This is a genomic window from Providencia sp. PROV141 (genome assembly GCF_028481645.1).
GTDB lineage: Bacteria > Pseudomonadota > Gammaproteobacteria > Enterobacterales > Enterobacteriaceae > Providencia > Providencia rettgeri.
Map to the genome: position 1 here is coordinate 84,432 of NZ_JAMPPR010000022.1, position 16,636 is coordinate 101,067.

14 protein-coding genes are annotated in these 16,636 nt (G+C 41.2%); 13 read left to right on the top strand and 1 reads right to left on the bottom strand.

The features are described 5' to 3' along the window. The first annotated feature begins 22 nt into the window (after positions 1 to 22). Positions 23 to 1,549: a p-aminobenzoyl-glutamate transporter gene (gene abgT, locus PSF09_RS15180; RefSeq protein WP_272666045.1), complete on the top strand. Its 1,527-nt coding sequence runs from the start codon at positions 23 to 25 to the stop codon at positions 1,547 to 1,549. A 48-nt stretch (positions 1,550 to 1,597) separates the two neighbouring features. Here the strand turns inward: abgT and typA are convergent, their stop codons facing one another. Further along, a complete protein-coding gene (gene typA, locus PSF09_RS15185) occupies positions 1,598 to 3,421 on the bottom strand; it encodes a ribosome-dependent GTPase TypA (RefSeq protein ID WP_210837931.1) in 1,824 nt (607 codons plus the stop codon). Positions 3,422 to 3,853: 432 nt separating this feature from the next. Between typA and PSF09_RS15190 the strand changes: the two genes are divergently transcribed. The 12 genes from PSF09_RS15190 to PSF09_RS15245 all read left to right on the top strand — a co-directional run bounded on the left by PSF09_RS15190 (position 3,854) and on the right by PSF09_RS15245 (position 16,336). After that, entirely contained in the window at positions 3,854 to 4,630 is a 777-nt protein-coding gene (locus PSF09_RS15190; protein WP_272684094.1) for a PadR family transcriptional regulator, read from the top strand. A 359-nt stretch (positions 4,631 to 4,989) separates the two neighbouring features. Then, positions 4,990 to 6,399 (top strand): glutamate--ammonia ligase, encoded by a 1,410-nt coding sequence (glnA, locus tag PSF09_RS15195; protein WP_210839998.1) that lies wholly within the window; start codon positions 4,990 to 4,992, stop codon positions 6,397 to 6,399. Positions 6,400 to 6,554: 155 nt separating this feature from the next. Continuing rightward, complete coding sequence (glnL, locus tag PSF09_RS15200) at positions 6,555 to 7,604, top strand: nitrogen regulation protein NR(II) (RefSeq protein WP_272666049.1); 1,050 nt, start codon at positions 6,555 to 6,557, stop codon at positions 7,602 to 7,604. A 9-nt stretch (positions 7,605 to 7,613) separates the two neighbouring features. Next, positions 7,614 to 9,086: a nitrogen regulation protein NR(I) gene (gene glnG, locus PSF09_RS15205; protein WP_272684095.1), complete on the top strand. Its 1,473-nt coding sequence runs from the start codon at positions 7,614 to 7,616 to the stop codon at positions 9,084 to 9,086. A 551-nt stretch (positions 9,087 to 9,637) separates the two neighbouring features. Beyond that, entirely contained in the window at positions 9,638 to 10,168 is a 531-nt protein-coding gene (locus PSF09_RS15210) for a fimbrial protein (RefSeq protein WP_272666053.1), read from the top strand. A 57-nt stretch (positions 10,169 to 10,225) separates the two neighbouring features. Beyond that, positions 10,226 to 10,894, top strand: a complete 669-nt coding sequence (locus PSF09_RS15215) for a fimbrial biogenesis chaperone (RefSeq protein WP_272666055.1) — start codon at positions 10,226 to 10,228, stop codon at positions 10,892 to 10,894. A gap of 25 nt (positions 10,895 to 10,919) precedes the next feature. Next, on the top strand, positions 10,920 to 13,442 hold the full coding sequence (locus tag PSF09_RS15220; protein ID WP_272684096.1) for a fimbria/pilus outer membrane usher protein: 2,523 nt from the start codon (positions 10,920 to 10,922) through the stop codon (positions 13,440 to 13,442). Positions 13,443 to 13,456: 14 nt separating this feature from the next. Then, entirely contained in the window at positions 13,457 to 14,443 is a 987-nt protein-coding gene (locus tag PSF09_RS15225) for a fimbrial protein (RefSeq protein ID WP_272684097.1), read from the top strand. Positions 14,444 to 14,452: 9 nt separating this feature from the next. Continuing rightward, entirely contained in the window at positions 14,453 to 14,968 is a 516-nt protein-coding gene (locus PSF09_RS15230; RefSeq protein WP_272684098.1) for a fimbrial protein, read from the top strand. A 15-nt stretch (positions 14,969 to 14,983) separates the two neighbouring features. Next, positions 14,984 to 15,481, top strand: coding sequence for a fimbrial protein (locus PSF09_RS15235; protein ID WP_272684099.1), 498 nt, complete (start codon positions 14,984 to 14,986; stop codon positions 15,479 to 15,481). Between the two features lie 224 nt (positions 15,482 to 15,705). Then, positions 15,706 to 15,984: a helix-turn-helix domain-containing protein gene (locus PSF09_RS15240; RefSeq protein ID WP_272666063.1), complete on the top strand. Its 279-nt coding sequence runs from the start codon at positions 15,706 to 15,708 to the stop codon at positions 15,982 to 15,984. A gap of 31 nt (positions 15,985 to 16,015) precedes the next feature. After that, positions 16,016 to 16,336 (top strand): helix-turn-helix domain-containing protein, encoded by a 321-nt coding sequence (locus PSF09_RS15245; protein ID WP_272684100.1) that lies wholly within the window; start codon positions 16,016 to 16,018, stop codon positions 16,334 to 16,336. Positions 16,337 to 16,636 lie beyond the last annotated feature (300 nt).

Consider the following 16,636-nt stretch of genomic DNA (forward strand, 5'->3'; position numbering starts at 1 on the left):
AAGATAGACACAAGGATATCCTATGAGCGACTCAACAACTGTGCACAAAAGCCCCGGGGCAATTTTTCGCTGGATAGAACGCGTGGGAAACAAAATCCCAAATCCATTTATTTTATTTGTTTATTTAATCGCCGTTCTGATGATTGCGACGGCAGTATTATCTTGGTTTGATTTATCCGTTAAAAACCCCGCCAATGATGAGATGGTCAGCGTCAAAAACTTATTAAGCGTGGAAGGATTGCAATGGATTTTACCTAATATCGTTAGAAATTTTAGTAGCTTTGCCCCACTTGGTGCCATTCTTGCGTTAGTTATCGGTGCAGGTTTAGCCGAAAAAGTCGGTTTACTCCAAGCCTTAATGTACAAAATGGCCTCAGGAATAAATAAGCGTTACGCCAGCTATATGGTGCTGTTTATCGCATTTTTCAGCCATATTTCTTCAGATGCTGCACTGGTTGTTATGCCACCATTAGGTGCTCTGATTTTTATTGCTGTAGGCCGCCATCCTGTTGCTGGCCTACTCGCGGCAATCGCAGGGGTCGCATCTGGTTTCACCGCCAATTTATTGATTGTTACTACTGATGTGCTGTTATCGGGGATCAGTACAGAAGCCGCCGCAATGATTGACCCAAATCTACATGTCAGCGTTATCGATAACTGGTACTTTATGGCAACATCCGTGATCGTGTTGACCATTGCAGGTGCGCTACTGACAGACAAATTTATAGAACCCCGCTTACCCGTATGGGAAGGCACGTCACATGACCGACTCGAAGAATTGACACCAATTCAAAACCGTGGGTTATTGATGAGTGGCTTGTCTGCATTAATCTTTATCGGTTTAGTTGCGCTCATGGTTGCCCCAGAAGGTGCACCACTGCGTGATCCGGTGACGGATACCGTAATCCCTTCGCCGTTTATCAAGGGTATCGTTCCTGTCATTATTATTTTCTTTTTCGTCGTTTCCATTACCTATGGTGTATCAACCAAACAAATCAAAAAGCCAAATGATATCCCAGACTTATTAGTTGACCCAATGAAGAGCATGGCAGGCTTCATTGTGATGGTTTTCCCATTGTCTCAGTTTGTGGCGTTCTTTAACTGGAGTAACATGGGAAAATTTATGGCAATTGGCTTAACCGATTTGCTTGAAAACCTTGGAATGACAGGAGTTCCTGCCTTTATCGGTTTAATGTTCTTATCGGCATTTTTGTGTATGTTTATCGCCAGTGGCTCGGCAATTTGGTCGATTCTTGCCCCCATATTTGTACCGATGTTTGTGTTACTGGGTTTTCACCCTGCCTTTGCACAAATCGTCTTTCGTATCGCAGACTCGGCCGTATTACCCTTAGCGCCTATGTCTCCTTTCCTACCTCTATTCTTAGGCTTTTTACAGCGCTATTACAAAAATGCTCAACTAGGAACTTATTACACCCTAATATTACCATATCCCATTGTATTTTTTATTGTTTGGATGCTATTGCTTGTTGGTTGGTACTTTGCTGGGCTGCCGATTGGTCCAGGGGTTTACCCACAACTTAACCCATAAAAAAAGGCGCCTTATAGGCGCCTTTTCACTGTCTAATTTATCTAAAAATTAGTCTTCTTTAGAACGGCTTGCGCGACGGCGGTCGTTCTCAGTCAGGTGACGTTTACGCAGACGAATAGACTGCGGAGTCACTTCAACTAATTCGTCATCATCAATGAACTCAAGTGCTTGTTCCAGAGTCATTTTGATTGGTGGTGACAGAGTCGTTGCTTCATCAGTACCTGACGCACGCATGTTGGTCAGTTTTTTACCGGTTAAGCAGTTAACAGTTAAGTCGTTAGAACGTGAGTGAATACCAATGATTTGGCCTTCATACACTTCAGCACCGTGACCCAAGAACAGCTTACCACGGTCTTGCAGGCTGTACAGTGCGTAAGCAACCGCTTTACCTTGTCCGTTAGAGATCAGAACACCGTTTTGACGGCCACCGATTTCGCCTGGGCGAACATCATCGTAATGGCTGAACGTTGAGTACAGTAAACCCGTACCTGATGTCATTGTCATGAACTCAGTACGGAAGCCAATCAGACCACGGCTTGGAATGACGTAATCAAGACGTACACGGCCTTTACCGTCTGGCATCATGTCACGCAGATCACCTTTACGCTCACCTAACGCTTTCATGATGTCGCCTTGGTGCTGTTCTTCAACGTCTAACGTCACTTGCTCGAATGGCTCTTGTTTACGACCATCGATTTCACGAATGATAACTTTTGGACGAGATACCGCTAATTCGAAACCTTCACGACGCATATTTTCAATCAGAACAGATAAGTGAAGCTCACCACGACCAGAAACGCGGAATGCGTCTGGATCTTGAGTTTCTTCAACACGCAGTGCAACGTTGTGGACCAGTTCTTTATTCAAGCGGTCAAGGATTTGACGTGAAGTGACGAATTTACCTTCTTTACCGCAGAATGGTGAGGTGTTAACACAGTAGAACATGCTAACAGTTGGCTCATCAACGGCTAACGCAGGCAGTGCTTCAACGCTACCGACTTGGCAAATGGTGTCAGAGATATTCAGTTCACCCAAACCGGTCAGAGCAACAATGTCACCCGCTTCCGCTTGTTGTGAGTCAATACGCTCTAAACCTAAGTGAGTCAGAACCTTACCAATTTTACCGTTACGAGTTTTACCTTCGCTATCGATAACCGTTACTTGTTGGTTAGGCTTAACAACACCGCGCTTGATACGACCGATACCGATAACACCTAAATAGCTGTTGTAATCCAATTGCGAAACTTGCATTTGGAATGGACCGTCAACGTCAACGGCTGGAGGCGCAACGTGTTCCACGATAGCTTCGTACAGTGGAGTCATGTCTTCAGCCATATTTTCGTGGTCAAGACCAGCAATACCGTTTAATGCAGATGCATAAACGATAGGGAAATCGAGTTGCTCATCCGTTGCACCTAAGTTCACGAATAAGTCGAATACTTGGTCAACAACCCAATCAGGACGTGCGCCTGGGCGGTCAACTTTATTGATAACAACAATAGGGCGTAAACCGTGGTCGAACGCTTTTTGCGTTACGAAGCGAGTTTGTGGCATTGGGCCATCCATCGCATCAACAACCAGCAGTACACAGTCAACCATAGACATAACGCGCTCAACCTCACCACCGAAATCGGCGTGACCTGGGGTGTCTACGATATTGATATGATAACCATTCCATTGGATAGCGGTATTTTTAGCAAGGATAGTAATACCACGCTCTTTCTCCAAGTCATTGGAGTCCATAACACGCTCATCAACAGTTTCACGTTCACCGAACGTGCCTGATTGCTGCAATAATTTACCAACCAGTGTGGTCTTGCCATGGTCAACGTGAGCGATGATGGCGATGTTTCTTAAATTTTGAATTGACAAGGATTTTTACCGTTTAATTGACAGGAAAGGAATATGCTTACTGAGCTGTTATTCACACCCAAAGCATACTTTCTACGTTAATTTGCTGTTATTTTACACGTTTTTCCGCACAAGTGGAATAAATGTGAAACCCATCACTGTATAAAAAGTTTTTAGCGAAAAAACATTCAGTTGCGTAACAGTGCCAGATTCCCTCACAAAATAATGAGCATCATCTCTGCGAAACCACGAAGTGACAGAATAATACGCTAAAAACTTAATATTAGCAGCCCAAAAAAAGAACAAAAAATAGACTTTCTTTCTTAACTGCCAGTTTAAATATCTTTTTACGTTATTTAGATATATCTAAATTGACTAATTAGATATATCTAAATATAGTAAAACCAGAAAAAAATTCGATATATCTAAAGTTACAAACTAAGGAGTAACTATATGCTAATTAAATCTTGTCGTCATGTATATTATGCACGCCATGATGAAAATCAACATGGCCATCGCGGTGGATGTTGCCACAATGAAGGCCGTCATAGTCACGAACATTGCAGCCACGGCGATGACTATTATGGTGATGACCGCCATGGTCACGGACACGGTGAACGCTGCCACAGCGAAGGCCGCCATGGTCACGGACACGGTGAACGCTGCCACGGCGAAGGCCGTCATGGCCGTGGACATGGTGATGACCGCCAAAGAGGCCGTGGAAGAGGCAAAGGCCTACGTCGTTTATTTGATCATGGCGATCTTCATATTATGGTACTTTCGTTAGTCGCTAAAAAACCAAGCTATGGCTACGAAATTATCAAAGATATTCAAGAAGCCTCAAATGGCTTGTATGTGCCTAGCCCAGGTGTTATTTATCCCACTCTAACACTGTTAGAAGAACAAGGCTTCTTAGAGTCTCAGATTGTTGAGCGCAATCGCAAAAGTTTTACGATTACGTCTGAAGGCTCTGCCCATCTAGCTCAAAATAAAGAAATTGAAGCAGTTATTGCTCGCAAACTGGCAAAAGCGCGTGATATGCAACAAGGCAGTAATTTAGCCGAAGACATTGAAATGGCAGTCAGTCGTTTTAAAGCTTTATTACGTCACAAAATGGTTTTAAAACAACTAAACGAAGAGCAGACGCGCCAAATTGCCTCCATCATCAATGATGCAGTAAAACAAATCGAAGAAGTGAATACGTTATTAACCAATAGCGATGAAGATTAATGTAGCTGTCTGGCATTAAACCACCTCATTTCTTTTTTATCCGGCCAACCTTATGCTTTAACAGGGCGCAATGTTGGCTTTTTTATTTGAGCTACACTCGCAAATGCACTAGATCAGTGCAAAACAGTCATTTAATGCACCAATATAGTGCATTTCGACAAATACAGCATGATGAAAATCCCTCGTCCTCACGTAACAATCAGTATTTGCTATAATTAAAAAGTTGGCACGCTTTTCGCTTATCTATTTATAGAGCGCGTACTAACCACTTTTATATGACTAGCACGCCAGACAAACAACAGACACACCCTCAAAAATAGCTTGTGATTTGTTGATTAGACCCGACCAGGAGAGCCGAGATGTCCGCTGAACATGTTTTATCGTTAATTAAAGAGCACAATGTTAGATTTATTGATCTGCGTTTTACCGACACTAAAGGTAAAGAGCAACACATCACTATCCCTGCTCATCAAGTTGACGAAGACTTCTTTGAAGAAGGCCAGATGTTTGATGGTTCATCTATTGGTGGCTGGAAAGGCATCAATGAGTCAGACATGGTATTAATGCCTGACGCTTCTACCGCGATGTTAGACCCGTTCTTTGCCGATATCACGTTGATTATACGCTGCGATATTTTAGAACCGGGCACAATGCAAGGTTATGACAGAGACCCACGTTCAATTTCAAAACGTGCAGAAGATTTCCTGCGCTCTAGCGGGATTGCCGATATCGTCCTGTTTGGACCAGAACCTGAATTTTTCGTTTTTGATGACATTCGTTTTGGCAACAACATGCATGGTAGCTACTACCACATTGATGATATCGAAGCAGCATGGAATACAGGAACCAAATACGAAGGTGGCAATAAAGGCCATCGCCCCGGTGTAAAAGGCGGTTATTTTCCAGTTCCACCGGTTGATTCATCGCAAGACTTGCGTTCAGCCATGTGTACCACAATGGAAGAGATGGGCTTAGTTGTTGAAGCTCACCACCATGAAGTAGCGACCGCAGGCCAAAACGAAGTGGCTACCCGCTTTAATACCATGACCAAAAAAGCGGATGAAACCCAGATTTATAAATATGTCGTTCACAATGTTGCCCATGCATACGGCAAAACAGCGACCTTTATGCCAAAACCTTTAGTGGGTGATAATGGTTCTGGTATGCACTGCCATATGTCTTTATCTAAAGGCGGTGTTAACCTGTTCGCTGGTGACAAATACGGCGGTTTATCAGAAATGGCGCTGTACTACATCGGCGGTATTATTAAGCATGCTCGTGCGCTGAACGCATTCACTAACCCAACCACTAACTCATACAAACGTTTAGTTCCGGGCTTTGAAGCGCCAGTCATGTTGGCATACTCTGCACGTAACCGCTCTGCTTCGATTCGTATTCCAGTGGTTGCGAGTACGAAAGCACGCCGTATTGAAGTTCGCTTCCCAGACCCTGCAGCTAACCCATATTTGGCATTCGCAGCCCAGTTAATGGCGGGTCTTGATGGCATCATCAATAAAATCCACCCTGGCGATGCGATGGACAAAAACTTATACGACCTACCACCGGAAGAAGCCAAAGAAATTCCAACCGTTTCAGGTTCTTTAGATGAAGCGTTGGCCGAATTAGATAAAGACCGTGAATTCTTAACCCGTGGTGGTGTATTCACTAATGATGCTATCGATGCGTACATTGAATTAACCCGTGCCGACATCCAACGTGTTCGTATGGCGCCACACCCTCTCGAATTTGAAATGTACTACAGTGTGTAACACGCCGTTCCACTGTTAGTCTTTGTTGCCGTGAAGCACTTGCCCCATCTTTCGATGGGGCCTTTTATCTCTAAGGTACTTACGCAACAAAATCAAATATCGGTTGTTTGGTCTATCAGGTATAATGCACCAAAATAGTGCAGGAGCAACATTACATGAAAACCGAACACTTGCCAGCACCGGAACATATTCTCGACTCTCTCATTAATAGCGTGCTAATTTTGGATTACGACTTGGTTATCCATTACGCCAACCATGCTGCACTCCAGATCTTAACCCAAAGCCAGCGCAAGCTATACGGGACACCTCTGCCACTGTTATTTAGCTACTGTTCACTCAATGATGAACTGATGCTCAATAGCCTAAAAGAAGGCCATAGCTTTACCGAAAATGAAGTCACTTTCGTGTTTAACAACCATTCTCATGTGATGTCGTGCAGCGCTCAGCCTTTTTCAGAACAATTTATTTTAGTTGAGCTTTCACAATTAGATAGCCAGCGACGTTTGAGCCAAGAACTCGCACAAAATGCCCAGCAGCTCGCTGCCCGTGAACTGATCCGTGGGCTTGCTCACGAAATTAAAAACCCACTCGGGGGTTTGCGAGGCGCTGCGCAATTGCTCTCTAAAGCGCTACCTGACCCACAATTAAATGAATATACTCAAGTGATTATCGAACAGGCCGACCGCCTGCGAGCACTGGTTGATAGGCTACTTGGGCCACAATATCCGGGGCCGAAAACGCAGCAAAGTATTCATCATATTATGGAAAACGTAACGCGGTTAGTGTCATTAGAAAAACCCAATAATGTGACACTAATTCGTGATTACGACCCAAGTTTGCCTGAATTAGAGTATTACCCAGACCAAATAGAGCAAGTACTCCTGAATATCACCCGAAATGCCTTACAAGCCCTCGCCGAAACGGGGGGTTATATCACTTTGCGTACCCGGACCGCTTTTCAAGTCACACTGCAAGGTGAGCGCTATCGTTTAGCTGCACGTATTGATATTGAAGATAACGGCCCCGGTATTCCGTTAGCAATTCAGGATACATTGTTTTATCCCATGGTCAGTGGGCGGCCTGATGGCACAGGGCTTGGCCTATCGATTGCTCGCAGTTTAGTTGACCAACACGCAGGAAAAATCGAATTTACCAGTTGGCCGGGTCACACTGAGTTTTCCATTTATCTACCAATTAAGAAATAGGAGATAACCATGACGCAGGGAAAAATTTGGGTGGTTGATGATGATAGTTCCATCCGTTGGGTACTTGAGCGCGCATTAAATAATGCTAACTTTGCTTGTACCTGCTTCGACAGTGCGGATGCAGTACTCACCGCATTAGAAAATTCACTCCCTGATGTGCTGTTATCAGATATCCGTATGCCAGGCAAAAATGGTATTGAGCTACTAAATACCATTAAACAATCTCACCCCCTTTTACCAATTATCATCATGACAGCGCACTCCGACCTTGATGCTGCCGTGAATGCCTACCAATCAGGGGCTTTTGATTACTTACCAAAACCTTTCGATATTGATGAAACCGTTGCCTTAGTTGAGCGCGCTCTAAATCATAGCCGTGAACAAAACCATGCAGGCCGTGAGGCTAAGCCAGCCACCCCCGTTGTTTCTTCGACAATGATCGGTGAAGCACCAGCGATGCAAGAGGTTTATCGCATTATTGGCCGTTTATCACGCTCATCAATTAGTGTGCTGATTAATGGTGAATCAGGAACAGGAAAAGAGCTGGTTGCCCACGCGTTACATCAGCATAGCCCCCGTGCTGATGCTCCTTTTATTGCATTAAATATGGCCGCCATTCCCAAAGATTTAATTGAATCTGAGCTATTTGGTCACGAAAAAGGCGCTTTCACCGGCGCGAGCCAAGTACGCCAAGGCCGATTCGAACAAGCTAACCATGGCTCCTTATTTTTAGATGAAATCGGCGATATGCCCCTTGATGTCCAAACTCGCTTGTTACGTGTTCTGGCGGAAGGCCAATTCTATCGTATTGGCGGTTATACCCCAGTCAATGTGGATGTGCGGATTATTGCCGCAACTCACCAAGACCTCGAAAAACGGGTTAAAGAAGGTTTATTTCGCGAAGACTTATTTCATCGATTAAATGTCATTCGAGTACAATTACCGCCATTACGTGAACGCATTGAGGATATCCCGCGTCTCGCCGATTATTTTTTACAAAATACGGCAAAAGAACTCGGTGTCGAGGCTAAGGTTCTTCACCCCGACAGCGAAAAAATTCTTCAGCGCTATTATTGGTCAGGTAACGTTCGCCAATTGGAGAATGTCTGCCGTTGGCTAACTGTGATGGCGGCAAGCCAAGAAATTTTACCGCAAGATTTGCCCGATGATTTGCTTGAAGAGCACCCACAACAAAATGCAGTGGTAAAATCATCGCAAACCGATGCTATACAAACACAATCTTTATCATCACACACTGCTAATTCTGCTACTCAGTGGTTTGAATTACTGGAAGAGTGGACCGATAACGCATTAATAGAGGGTAAAGAAGACCTCTTTGCACAGACCATTCCCTTACTCGAGCGTACAATGTTAAATTGCGCGTTGAAATACACCAATGGCCATAAGCAAGAAGCTGCCCGTTTATTAGGCTGGGGAAGAAATACCCTAACCCGTAAATTAAAAGAGCTAGGAATTGAATAACCACAGAAGTTGATTATCCTATTAAGATAGGTATGACTTAATTTATTATTTTATACTTATCTTAACATTCAAAAACGCCATACCAACTCACATTAAAAAAAGATATTTAAACGTTAAATAAATCACCATTAATGATGATTAGTTTCGGATGATACTTTTACCATAATACATTTTAGACTGCTTTTTGTTTTAAAATGAAATATTTAAAATACAGCTGCAATATTAAACTCCATCAAAACACATTATGCGTGAAATAATACCAAAAACCTCCACCTTAAAACTAATTTAGCTATTTAATCTTTATTTTGATCAGCAATAAAAACCCCATAATTAAAAAAACAACATTTCTTAAAACATCCATGAAAAACTCCCAACTTATAATGTGAATACCAAATACAAGATATGAAAATAGCTTAAAATAAGGGCATTAAACCTAAATTACTCTCATATTGTTTATTTTTAAAATAAAAGTCAAAATACCCCCAGTTGAGTTATTGAATATTTTTAATAACTCAATTTCATCACATAAACATCCTCTTGGAGAGTAATAAATGAAAAAGAATGTCTTTGCCTATTTAATTGCGGCATCGTCTGTTTTTGCGATTAATAATGCATTAGCTGCTGATGGAACTATCGACTTTACGGGTGAAATTACCGACCAAGCGTGTGAGCTTGCAACCGGTTCTGATGCATTTACCGTAAACTTAGGGAAAATCTCTAAAACGGCATTACCTAGCACGGGTAGCACGGCAGCAGCGACTAAATTTACCATCAAATTAGAAAACTGCCCGCAAACCGTGACTAGCGCAACGGTTAAATTTGATGCCACCAGTTACGCAGGTGACAGCAGTGTACTCCAGTTAACCGACCCTACTGCTGCGACAACAGCACAAAACGTTGGTATTCAAATTCAGGACGTCACCGGAACAACCGTTCCGTTATTTACTGAATCTAGTGCGTATGCATTAAAAGAAAAGACAGTAAATAATTTAGATTTTACTGCTCGTTATATTGCAATGTCTGATAGCGTTGGCGTTGGTCAAGCAAACTCAACCGCAACCTTCACTATCAATTATAACTAATTGGCTTTTAGGGTTTAAATGGATTTAAACCTTATTCCTCTATTCAATGGTACTAATATGAAACGCTTAGTTTATTTTTTTATTTCTTCATTTTTATTGATTAATTTAGCCCATGCAGGCGTTATTATTGGCGGCACCCGTGTTATTTATCATGAGGGAAATAAGGATGTCAGTATTAGTGTCGAAAACCCTGATAAAATCCCCTATTTAATTCAATCATGGATTGATGGTATTGATGAAAATAAGCAATCCGCATTTATCATTACACCACCATTATTTAGATTAAACGCAGATAAAACCAATGCGTTAAGAATATTTTTAACCGAGAATACCTTACCGACAGATAAAGAATCATTATTTTGGCTGAATATAAAAACGATCCCAGCAACAGAGCGCACGGAAAATTCATTACAAATTGCCTTTAAAACACAAATGAAATTAATTTATCGCCCTTCTGCAATTAAAAATGTTGATTTTATTGAAGAGCAAAAGAAATTAATTTGGTCAAAAACAGGCAATAGGATTACGGTAAAAAACCCGACACCGTATTTTATGAATTTCCAAAGTATTACCTTTAACGGTAAAAAGGCCAATGATGTCTCTTATGCGGCACCGTTTTCCAGCACTTCTTTTGAAATTAACGATGCTGCCACTCATGGCACGGTGAAATGGGAAGTCATTAATGATTACGGCTCCGCATCTGAACTGGCTGAAGCGAAAATATAGCCCAATATTGATTTAGGTTGTTAAAATGAGAATAAATAAAATATGCTTTAGCCTACTTATTTATTTAGGCTATACGGTACCTTTATACGCTGAAAATGCCATCGATAATAATACAGCACAAGGAAATATCTATTTTGACCCTGATTTCCTAGAGTTGCCTAATAAAGATGCTGTCGATTTAAGCCAATTTGAAAATAACCAACAATTGGCGGGTAACTATTACGTTGATATTTATGTCAATACCAACTTAATCGGGGCAAAAAGTTTAAAGTTTGATAAAAATACTGAGAATAAACTGGTTCCTTGCTTAACTTTGGATGATTTAAAAAGCTTCGATATTAAAATTGCAGATTATCCTGAGCTACAAAATAGCCAAACAAGCTGCGTCAATTTAGCAATCATTCCTGATGCAACAAGCCAGTTTGAATTTGATTCACAGCGGTTATACCTAAGTATTCCGCAAATCGCGCTGGCGAAAAACCCGAGGGGTTATGTTGACCTTGCCGATATCGATAACGGTATTACCGCCCTATTACTGAATTACAGCTATAGCGGTTCTAAAAATACCGATCGTAGCGGTGGAGAAGACACCTCCTCAAACTACGTCAATTTACGCCCCGGCTTAAATATTGGGGCATGGCGTCTGCGCAACTATACCGCGTGGTCCAACAGCACAGGGCAGCCCAATAAATGGGATACTATTTATACTTACGCCTCCCGTGGGATCAACCGTATAAAAAGCCAGCTAACCTTGGGAGACAGCGTTTCGCCGTCAGAGGTGTTTGACAGTGTGCCGTTTCGTGGGGCGCAACTCGCCACCGATGATGATATGTACCCTGAAAGTCTGCGTGGCTATGCGCCCGTCGTGCGTGGTATTGCTCGCAGCAATGCGCAAGTTACCATCCGCCAAAACGGTTACACCATCTACCAAACAGATGTGGCAGCAGGCCCCTTTGAAATCAATGACCTCTACCCAACGGGCAGCAGCGGTGACTTGCATGTGACGATAAAAGAGTCGAATGGCAGCGAACAGGTGCAAATTGTGCCCTTTGCCTCACTCCCCGTGCTACAACGTGAAGGTTACTTATCTTATAGCACCACTGCTGGGGAATATCGTTCTTATGATAGCCATGTAGATAAAACCAAATTTGGCCAGTTCACTTTGGTATACGGTTTACCCTATGGCATCACCATGTTCGGAGGGAGTCAGTTCAGTGAAAAATACCAATCTTATTCGATAGGTGCTGGGCAAAACTTGGGGCGCTTCGGGGCGCTGTCTATTGATATTACCCAATCTCACGCCAAAATGCGTGATGACAGCAAAGAGCGTGGGCAATCTTACCGTTTCCGCTATAACAAAAACCTCAATGATATCGGCACCAATATTGCTTTGGCAGGTTACCGCTATTCAACCCAAGGGTATTATAGCTTATCCGAGGTGTTTGATACCTTCCGTGATACCAGCTACAGCCCTGAAATCGAGCGGCGCCGTAATCGTGGTGAAATCACTCTCAGCCAAAACCTAGGGGATACTTACGGTTCCATTTCAATGGGTTATGTTAATGAAGATTATTGGAATAGTGACCGCAAAACACAGTCAGCAACCCTTGGCTATAACAATAGCTGGCAAGGGATCAGTTACGGGCTGAACTACGCCTATAACAAGAATACCAGCAGCTATTCACAGAGTACTGGAACGAAAAAATACAGTGATGAAGACCACTTATTTACCTTTTCGGTCAATATCCCGTTCAGTTTATTTGAAGATACCGCCTACATTAACTTTGCCAGTAGCCACAGTAGCCGTGACTCTAGCTCAAGTAACATCGGTGTTTCTGCCTCCCATCTAAACAACCAGTTAAATTGGAGTATGCAACAAAGTTTAGCCGATCAGGGGCAAGGCAGCTCTGGTAATGCGAACTCTACCTATAAAGGTAAATATGGCGAAATTTCCGGGGGCGCAAGTTATAGCAAGGATAACTATAACCTGTACTACGGAACTAACGGCAGCCTTGTCGCCCACGCGGGCGGGTTAGTGTTAGGGCAACAACTGGGTGAGACTTCCGCGCTGGTAGAAGTGCCTGATGCAGGGAATGTTCCCATATTAAACCAAGCGGGTGTAGTAACCAATAAACAAGGTTACGCGTTAGTGCCGTACGTCACCGCTTACCGCAAAAATACCATCGATATTGATACCTCGGCGTTACCTGACAACACGGAAATGGAACTCACCAGCCAGTCAGTCTCCCCAAGCCGTGGGGCATTAGTTAAAGCTGGTTTTACTGCCAATGTCGGTTATCGCACCATTATGGTATTGAACTTTGCAGATGGGAAGCCCGTGCCATTTGGTGCGCAGGCCATATTTAAAGATAACAACCAATTAAATGGCATGGTCGGTAATGACGGTGAAATTTATTTATCCGGCTTAGCCGAAAGTGGCAGTTTTATTATTCAATATAACGATAAACAGCAATGCCAAGTAAATTATAACTTAACCGGTGTTTCAGATTATATGGGGTTATATAAAACTACTGCGGTATGCCGATAAGAGGGAAATCGATAATGAAAAAATTAATAGTCAGCTCTGTATTAGCGGTGGGATGTTTATATACTGGGTATGTCAATGCAATCTGTGTACAAAATCCTGCATTAAATAATATTATAACAACCGTGACTCCACGCACATTTAATCTATTTTATGATGATAACAGTGTCCGTGACTTGTCTGTTTTTGAACACAGATATGCGAGTGGAAGTCCTTACGCAATAACAACTAATCCTGGAACATGTGGATATATGAATTGGCAATACGCTTATGCAAATAGTTGGAAACCTGATGCTAACTATATTGCCAATACAAATATCCCCGGAATTGGCGTAAAAATAAAGCACGACAGATTTTATCTTAACAATGGCAATGAACCATTTTATATTCCTCATAATAATACTCATCGTCGTATGCGAGTTGATACTCCCATGTGGACAGTCACATTTATAAAAACGGGGCGGGTAACACAATCAGGAGCATTATCATCTGGTATTATTGGTCATGCTCGCGTATATAACCCCTACCCAAAAACAACCTTTACCTTGGCGAGTTTATATTTTCCCACTGATCAAATTAAAGTCAACGTCCTCCAATGTTCACTGAAAAATAACCAATCCGTTTATAATATTGAATTAGGTGACTGGCGAGATACTCAATTTCCGAATATTGGAGATGCAAGTGACGTTATCGACGTTCCAATTACATTAACCTGTAATCCAGGAACAAATATTAAAACTACCGTTACCAGTTCATCCGGCTATATTGATCCAAATACGGGAAAACTCGCTTTATCCGGTGCAAATAAAGCAACTGGCGTAGCAATTCAACTCTTAGATAAAAATAATACCCCCATAAAGCTAAATACAAAAAATACTTCACAAAGTAATGTTCCTGAAGGTGACTATATTTTTGAATGGAAAGCCCGGTATATTAAAACGGCCGAAAAAATTACACCCGGAAGTGCGAATGCCTCAGCCACTGTTAATATTCGTTATGAATAGGATTAAATAATGAAATATTTAATGAACTCATTATTGATAATAAATAGTTTGATCGTTAGTTTTTATACATATGCTGAAGATAACGTCATATTAAATTTCACAGGCAATATCAAAGCCGCTACCTGTAATATCTCTGGCGGCAACAATATTGATATTGACTTAAAACGTTTACCGATTGATATATTTAATGGCACGCAGACAGGATCCGACTGGAGAAATTTTGATATTCATTTAAATAACTGTTCGTCATTTATCAATCAAATCAAACTGACATTTGCAGGTACCGCGGACACGGCAGATACGACTAGCTTATATAAAAACCTGGGTACTGCTCAAAATATTGCCGTGCAATTACAAAGTGGTGATGGTGCCACACCGTTAGGCAATCAAAAAATATTACAAGTGCCCTTAAATGGGCAATCTGATATCGCTATTCCACTGCGTACGCGGGCTGTTAGCATGGCAGGTAATGTCGTAGCTGGCTCTATTTCTGCCAATATTACCGCCACCATCACCTATTTATAAACAGGAGCATATAACATGAAGAAAATAGTGCTGTTATTCTGTCTTACTTCCAGCCCCGCATTGGCAGCAGACCAGCAAATTAATATCAATGTACATGGTTATGTCGCAGTTATGCCCTGCGAATTAGAAACCATCAATCATGTTATTGACCTGAAAAAAGTGAATGTTTGGAATATTCGGGATACACAAACTTCACCGTGGGTTGATTTCTCAATTAAATTGAAAAATTGCCCTATGGGTACCAAGGAAGCCATTATGGAAATTAAAGGCACACCAGATTCAACCACAACGGATTATTTTATCAACACCGGTAGTGCTAAAAATGTCGCATTAAACTTAGCTCACCATGCAAATAAAACCACAATAAAAAATGGTGAAAAAATTATGGTGCCCATTAATGAACAAACCCACAAAGTTGATATTCCGCTATCAGCGAGAATGGCAGGCTATGGCTCAGGTATGACAAGTGGTTCATTTAATAGCCACCTTGATTTTACATTTGTTTATCACTAATAAAGTTAGGTATTGATATTCTAAAACACATCATCGTAATTGGATTAATTTAAATTTTAAGGTGACGAAAAATATTTAATATGCATTATTTTCAATATAAAACAACCTAGTTTGAATGCTTATGATTTAAATCAAGATAAGAGAAAGGATACCTGATAGATATATCGTGAGTGTAAAAATATCACTTTACACTTGTTAAGAATAAAAATTAAAGAGGTTGAATAATGAGCAATTATTACCCTGTCTCTGCGGTTATTGGTCATAAAATAAAATCATTGCGTAAAGATAAAGGACTATCTCTTATTGCCCTTGCTAAAAATATCGGCATTAGTGAACAACAGCAATTACGCTATGAACGAGGCAGTAACCGAATATCGATAGATAGACTGAAGCAGTACTCCAATTATTTTGATATCAATATTAGCTATTTTTTTTCATTTAATGAATATGAAAAAATAAAAATTAAAAATGGTAATGAAATTAAACAATCATTCTCTTTGTAGTACTTTTACTTAATCATTATTGGTTATCAATATGAAAAAAAACACCTCTAAAATTGTCGGAGCACGGATCCGCGCACTCAGAAAAGACCAAAACATGAGTATTCAGCAGCTCAGTACATTGCTCGGGATCAGCCAACAGCATCAATCCCGCCATGAACTCGGGGAAATACGAATTCATGTTGATACACTTTATTCTATTTCACAAATATTAGAACTTGATATTCAAGAGTTAGTTGTTGATTTTACTATCCCAACACCGATTAACACAATGAATAATAAACAAAATAAAAAAAAGATATTGCAGGCAGAAAGCTTATTATCACCTGAACAGAATTTCAATTTATACAAGTAGCATTAATACAAGAATAATGTCGTTTATAGGAATTTTATAACAATGAACACTGTAGCTTAAACGTATCTATAAATAAGAAGTTTCTTATGTAGCCTTAGCATAATTAATGAAGATTAAGGCTACTCAATTGAATTTAAACGAAAATATTCAAATGGCAATTTAATATTTTCTGAAGGCCGAGATTAATGACTTAACTGTTTTCATTCATTTTCTGAATGACAATACCCTTTCTTTATTCAAAAAAGGAAATAAATAGCACTTTTAGACCTGCGAAATTCGATAGTTACACTATTATTTCGT

What these genes read in the sequence shown, in the direction of transcription:
- abgT (WP_272666045.1), top strand. Translation starts at nt 23, where the DNA reads ATGAGCGACTCAACAACTGTGCACAAAAGCCCCGGGGCAATTTTTCGC.
- PSF09_RS15190 (WP_272684094.1), top strand. Translation starts at nt 3,854, where the DNA reads ATGCTAATTAAATCTTGTCGTCATGTATATTATGCACGCCATGATGAA.
- glnA (WP_210839998.1), top strand. Translation starts at nt 4,990, where the DNA reads ATGTCCGCTGAACATGTTTTATCGTTAATTAAAGAGCACAATGTTAGA.
- glnL (WP_272666049.1), top strand. Translation starts at nt 6,555, where the DNA reads ATGAAAACCGAACACTTGCCAGCACCGGAACATATTCTCGACTCTCTC.
- glnG (WP_272684095.1), top strand. Translation starts at nt 7,614, where the DNA reads ATGACGCAGGGAAAAATTTGGGTGGTTGATGATGATAGTTCCATCCGT.
- PSF09_RS15210 (WP_272666053.1), top strand. Translation starts at nt 9,638, where the DNA reads ATGAAAAAGAATGTCTTTGCCTATTTAATTGCGGCATCGTCTGTTTTT.
- PSF09_RS15215 (WP_272666055.1), top strand. Translation starts at nt 10,226, where the DNA reads ATGAAACGCTTAGTTTATTTTTTTATTTCTTCATTTTTATTGATTAAT.
- PSF09_RS15220 (WP_272684096.1), top strand. Translation starts at nt 10,920, where the DNA reads ATGAGAATAAATAAAATATGCTTTAGCCTACTTATTTATTTAGGCTAT.
- PSF09_RS15225 (WP_272684097.1), top strand. Translation starts at nt 13,457, where the DNA reads ATGAAAAAATTAATAGTCAGCTCTGTATTAGCGGTGGGATGTTTATAT.
- PSF09_RS15230 (WP_272684098.1), top strand. Translation starts at nt 14,453, where the DNA reads ATGAAATATTTAATGAACTCATTATTGATAATAAATAGTTTGATCGTT.
- PSF09_RS15235 (WP_272684099.1), top strand. Translation starts at nt 14,984, where the DNA reads ATGAAGAAAATAGTGCTGTTATTCTGTCTTACTTCCAGCCCCGCATTG.
- PSF09_RS15240 (WP_272666063.1), top strand. Translation starts at nt 15,706, where the DNA reads ATGAGCAATTATTACCCTGTCTCTGCGGTTATTGGTCATAAAATAAAA.
- PSF09_RS15245 (WP_272684100.1), top strand. Translation starts at nt 16,016, where the DNA reads ATGAAAAAAAACACCTCTAAAATTGTCGGAGCACGGATCCGCGCACTC.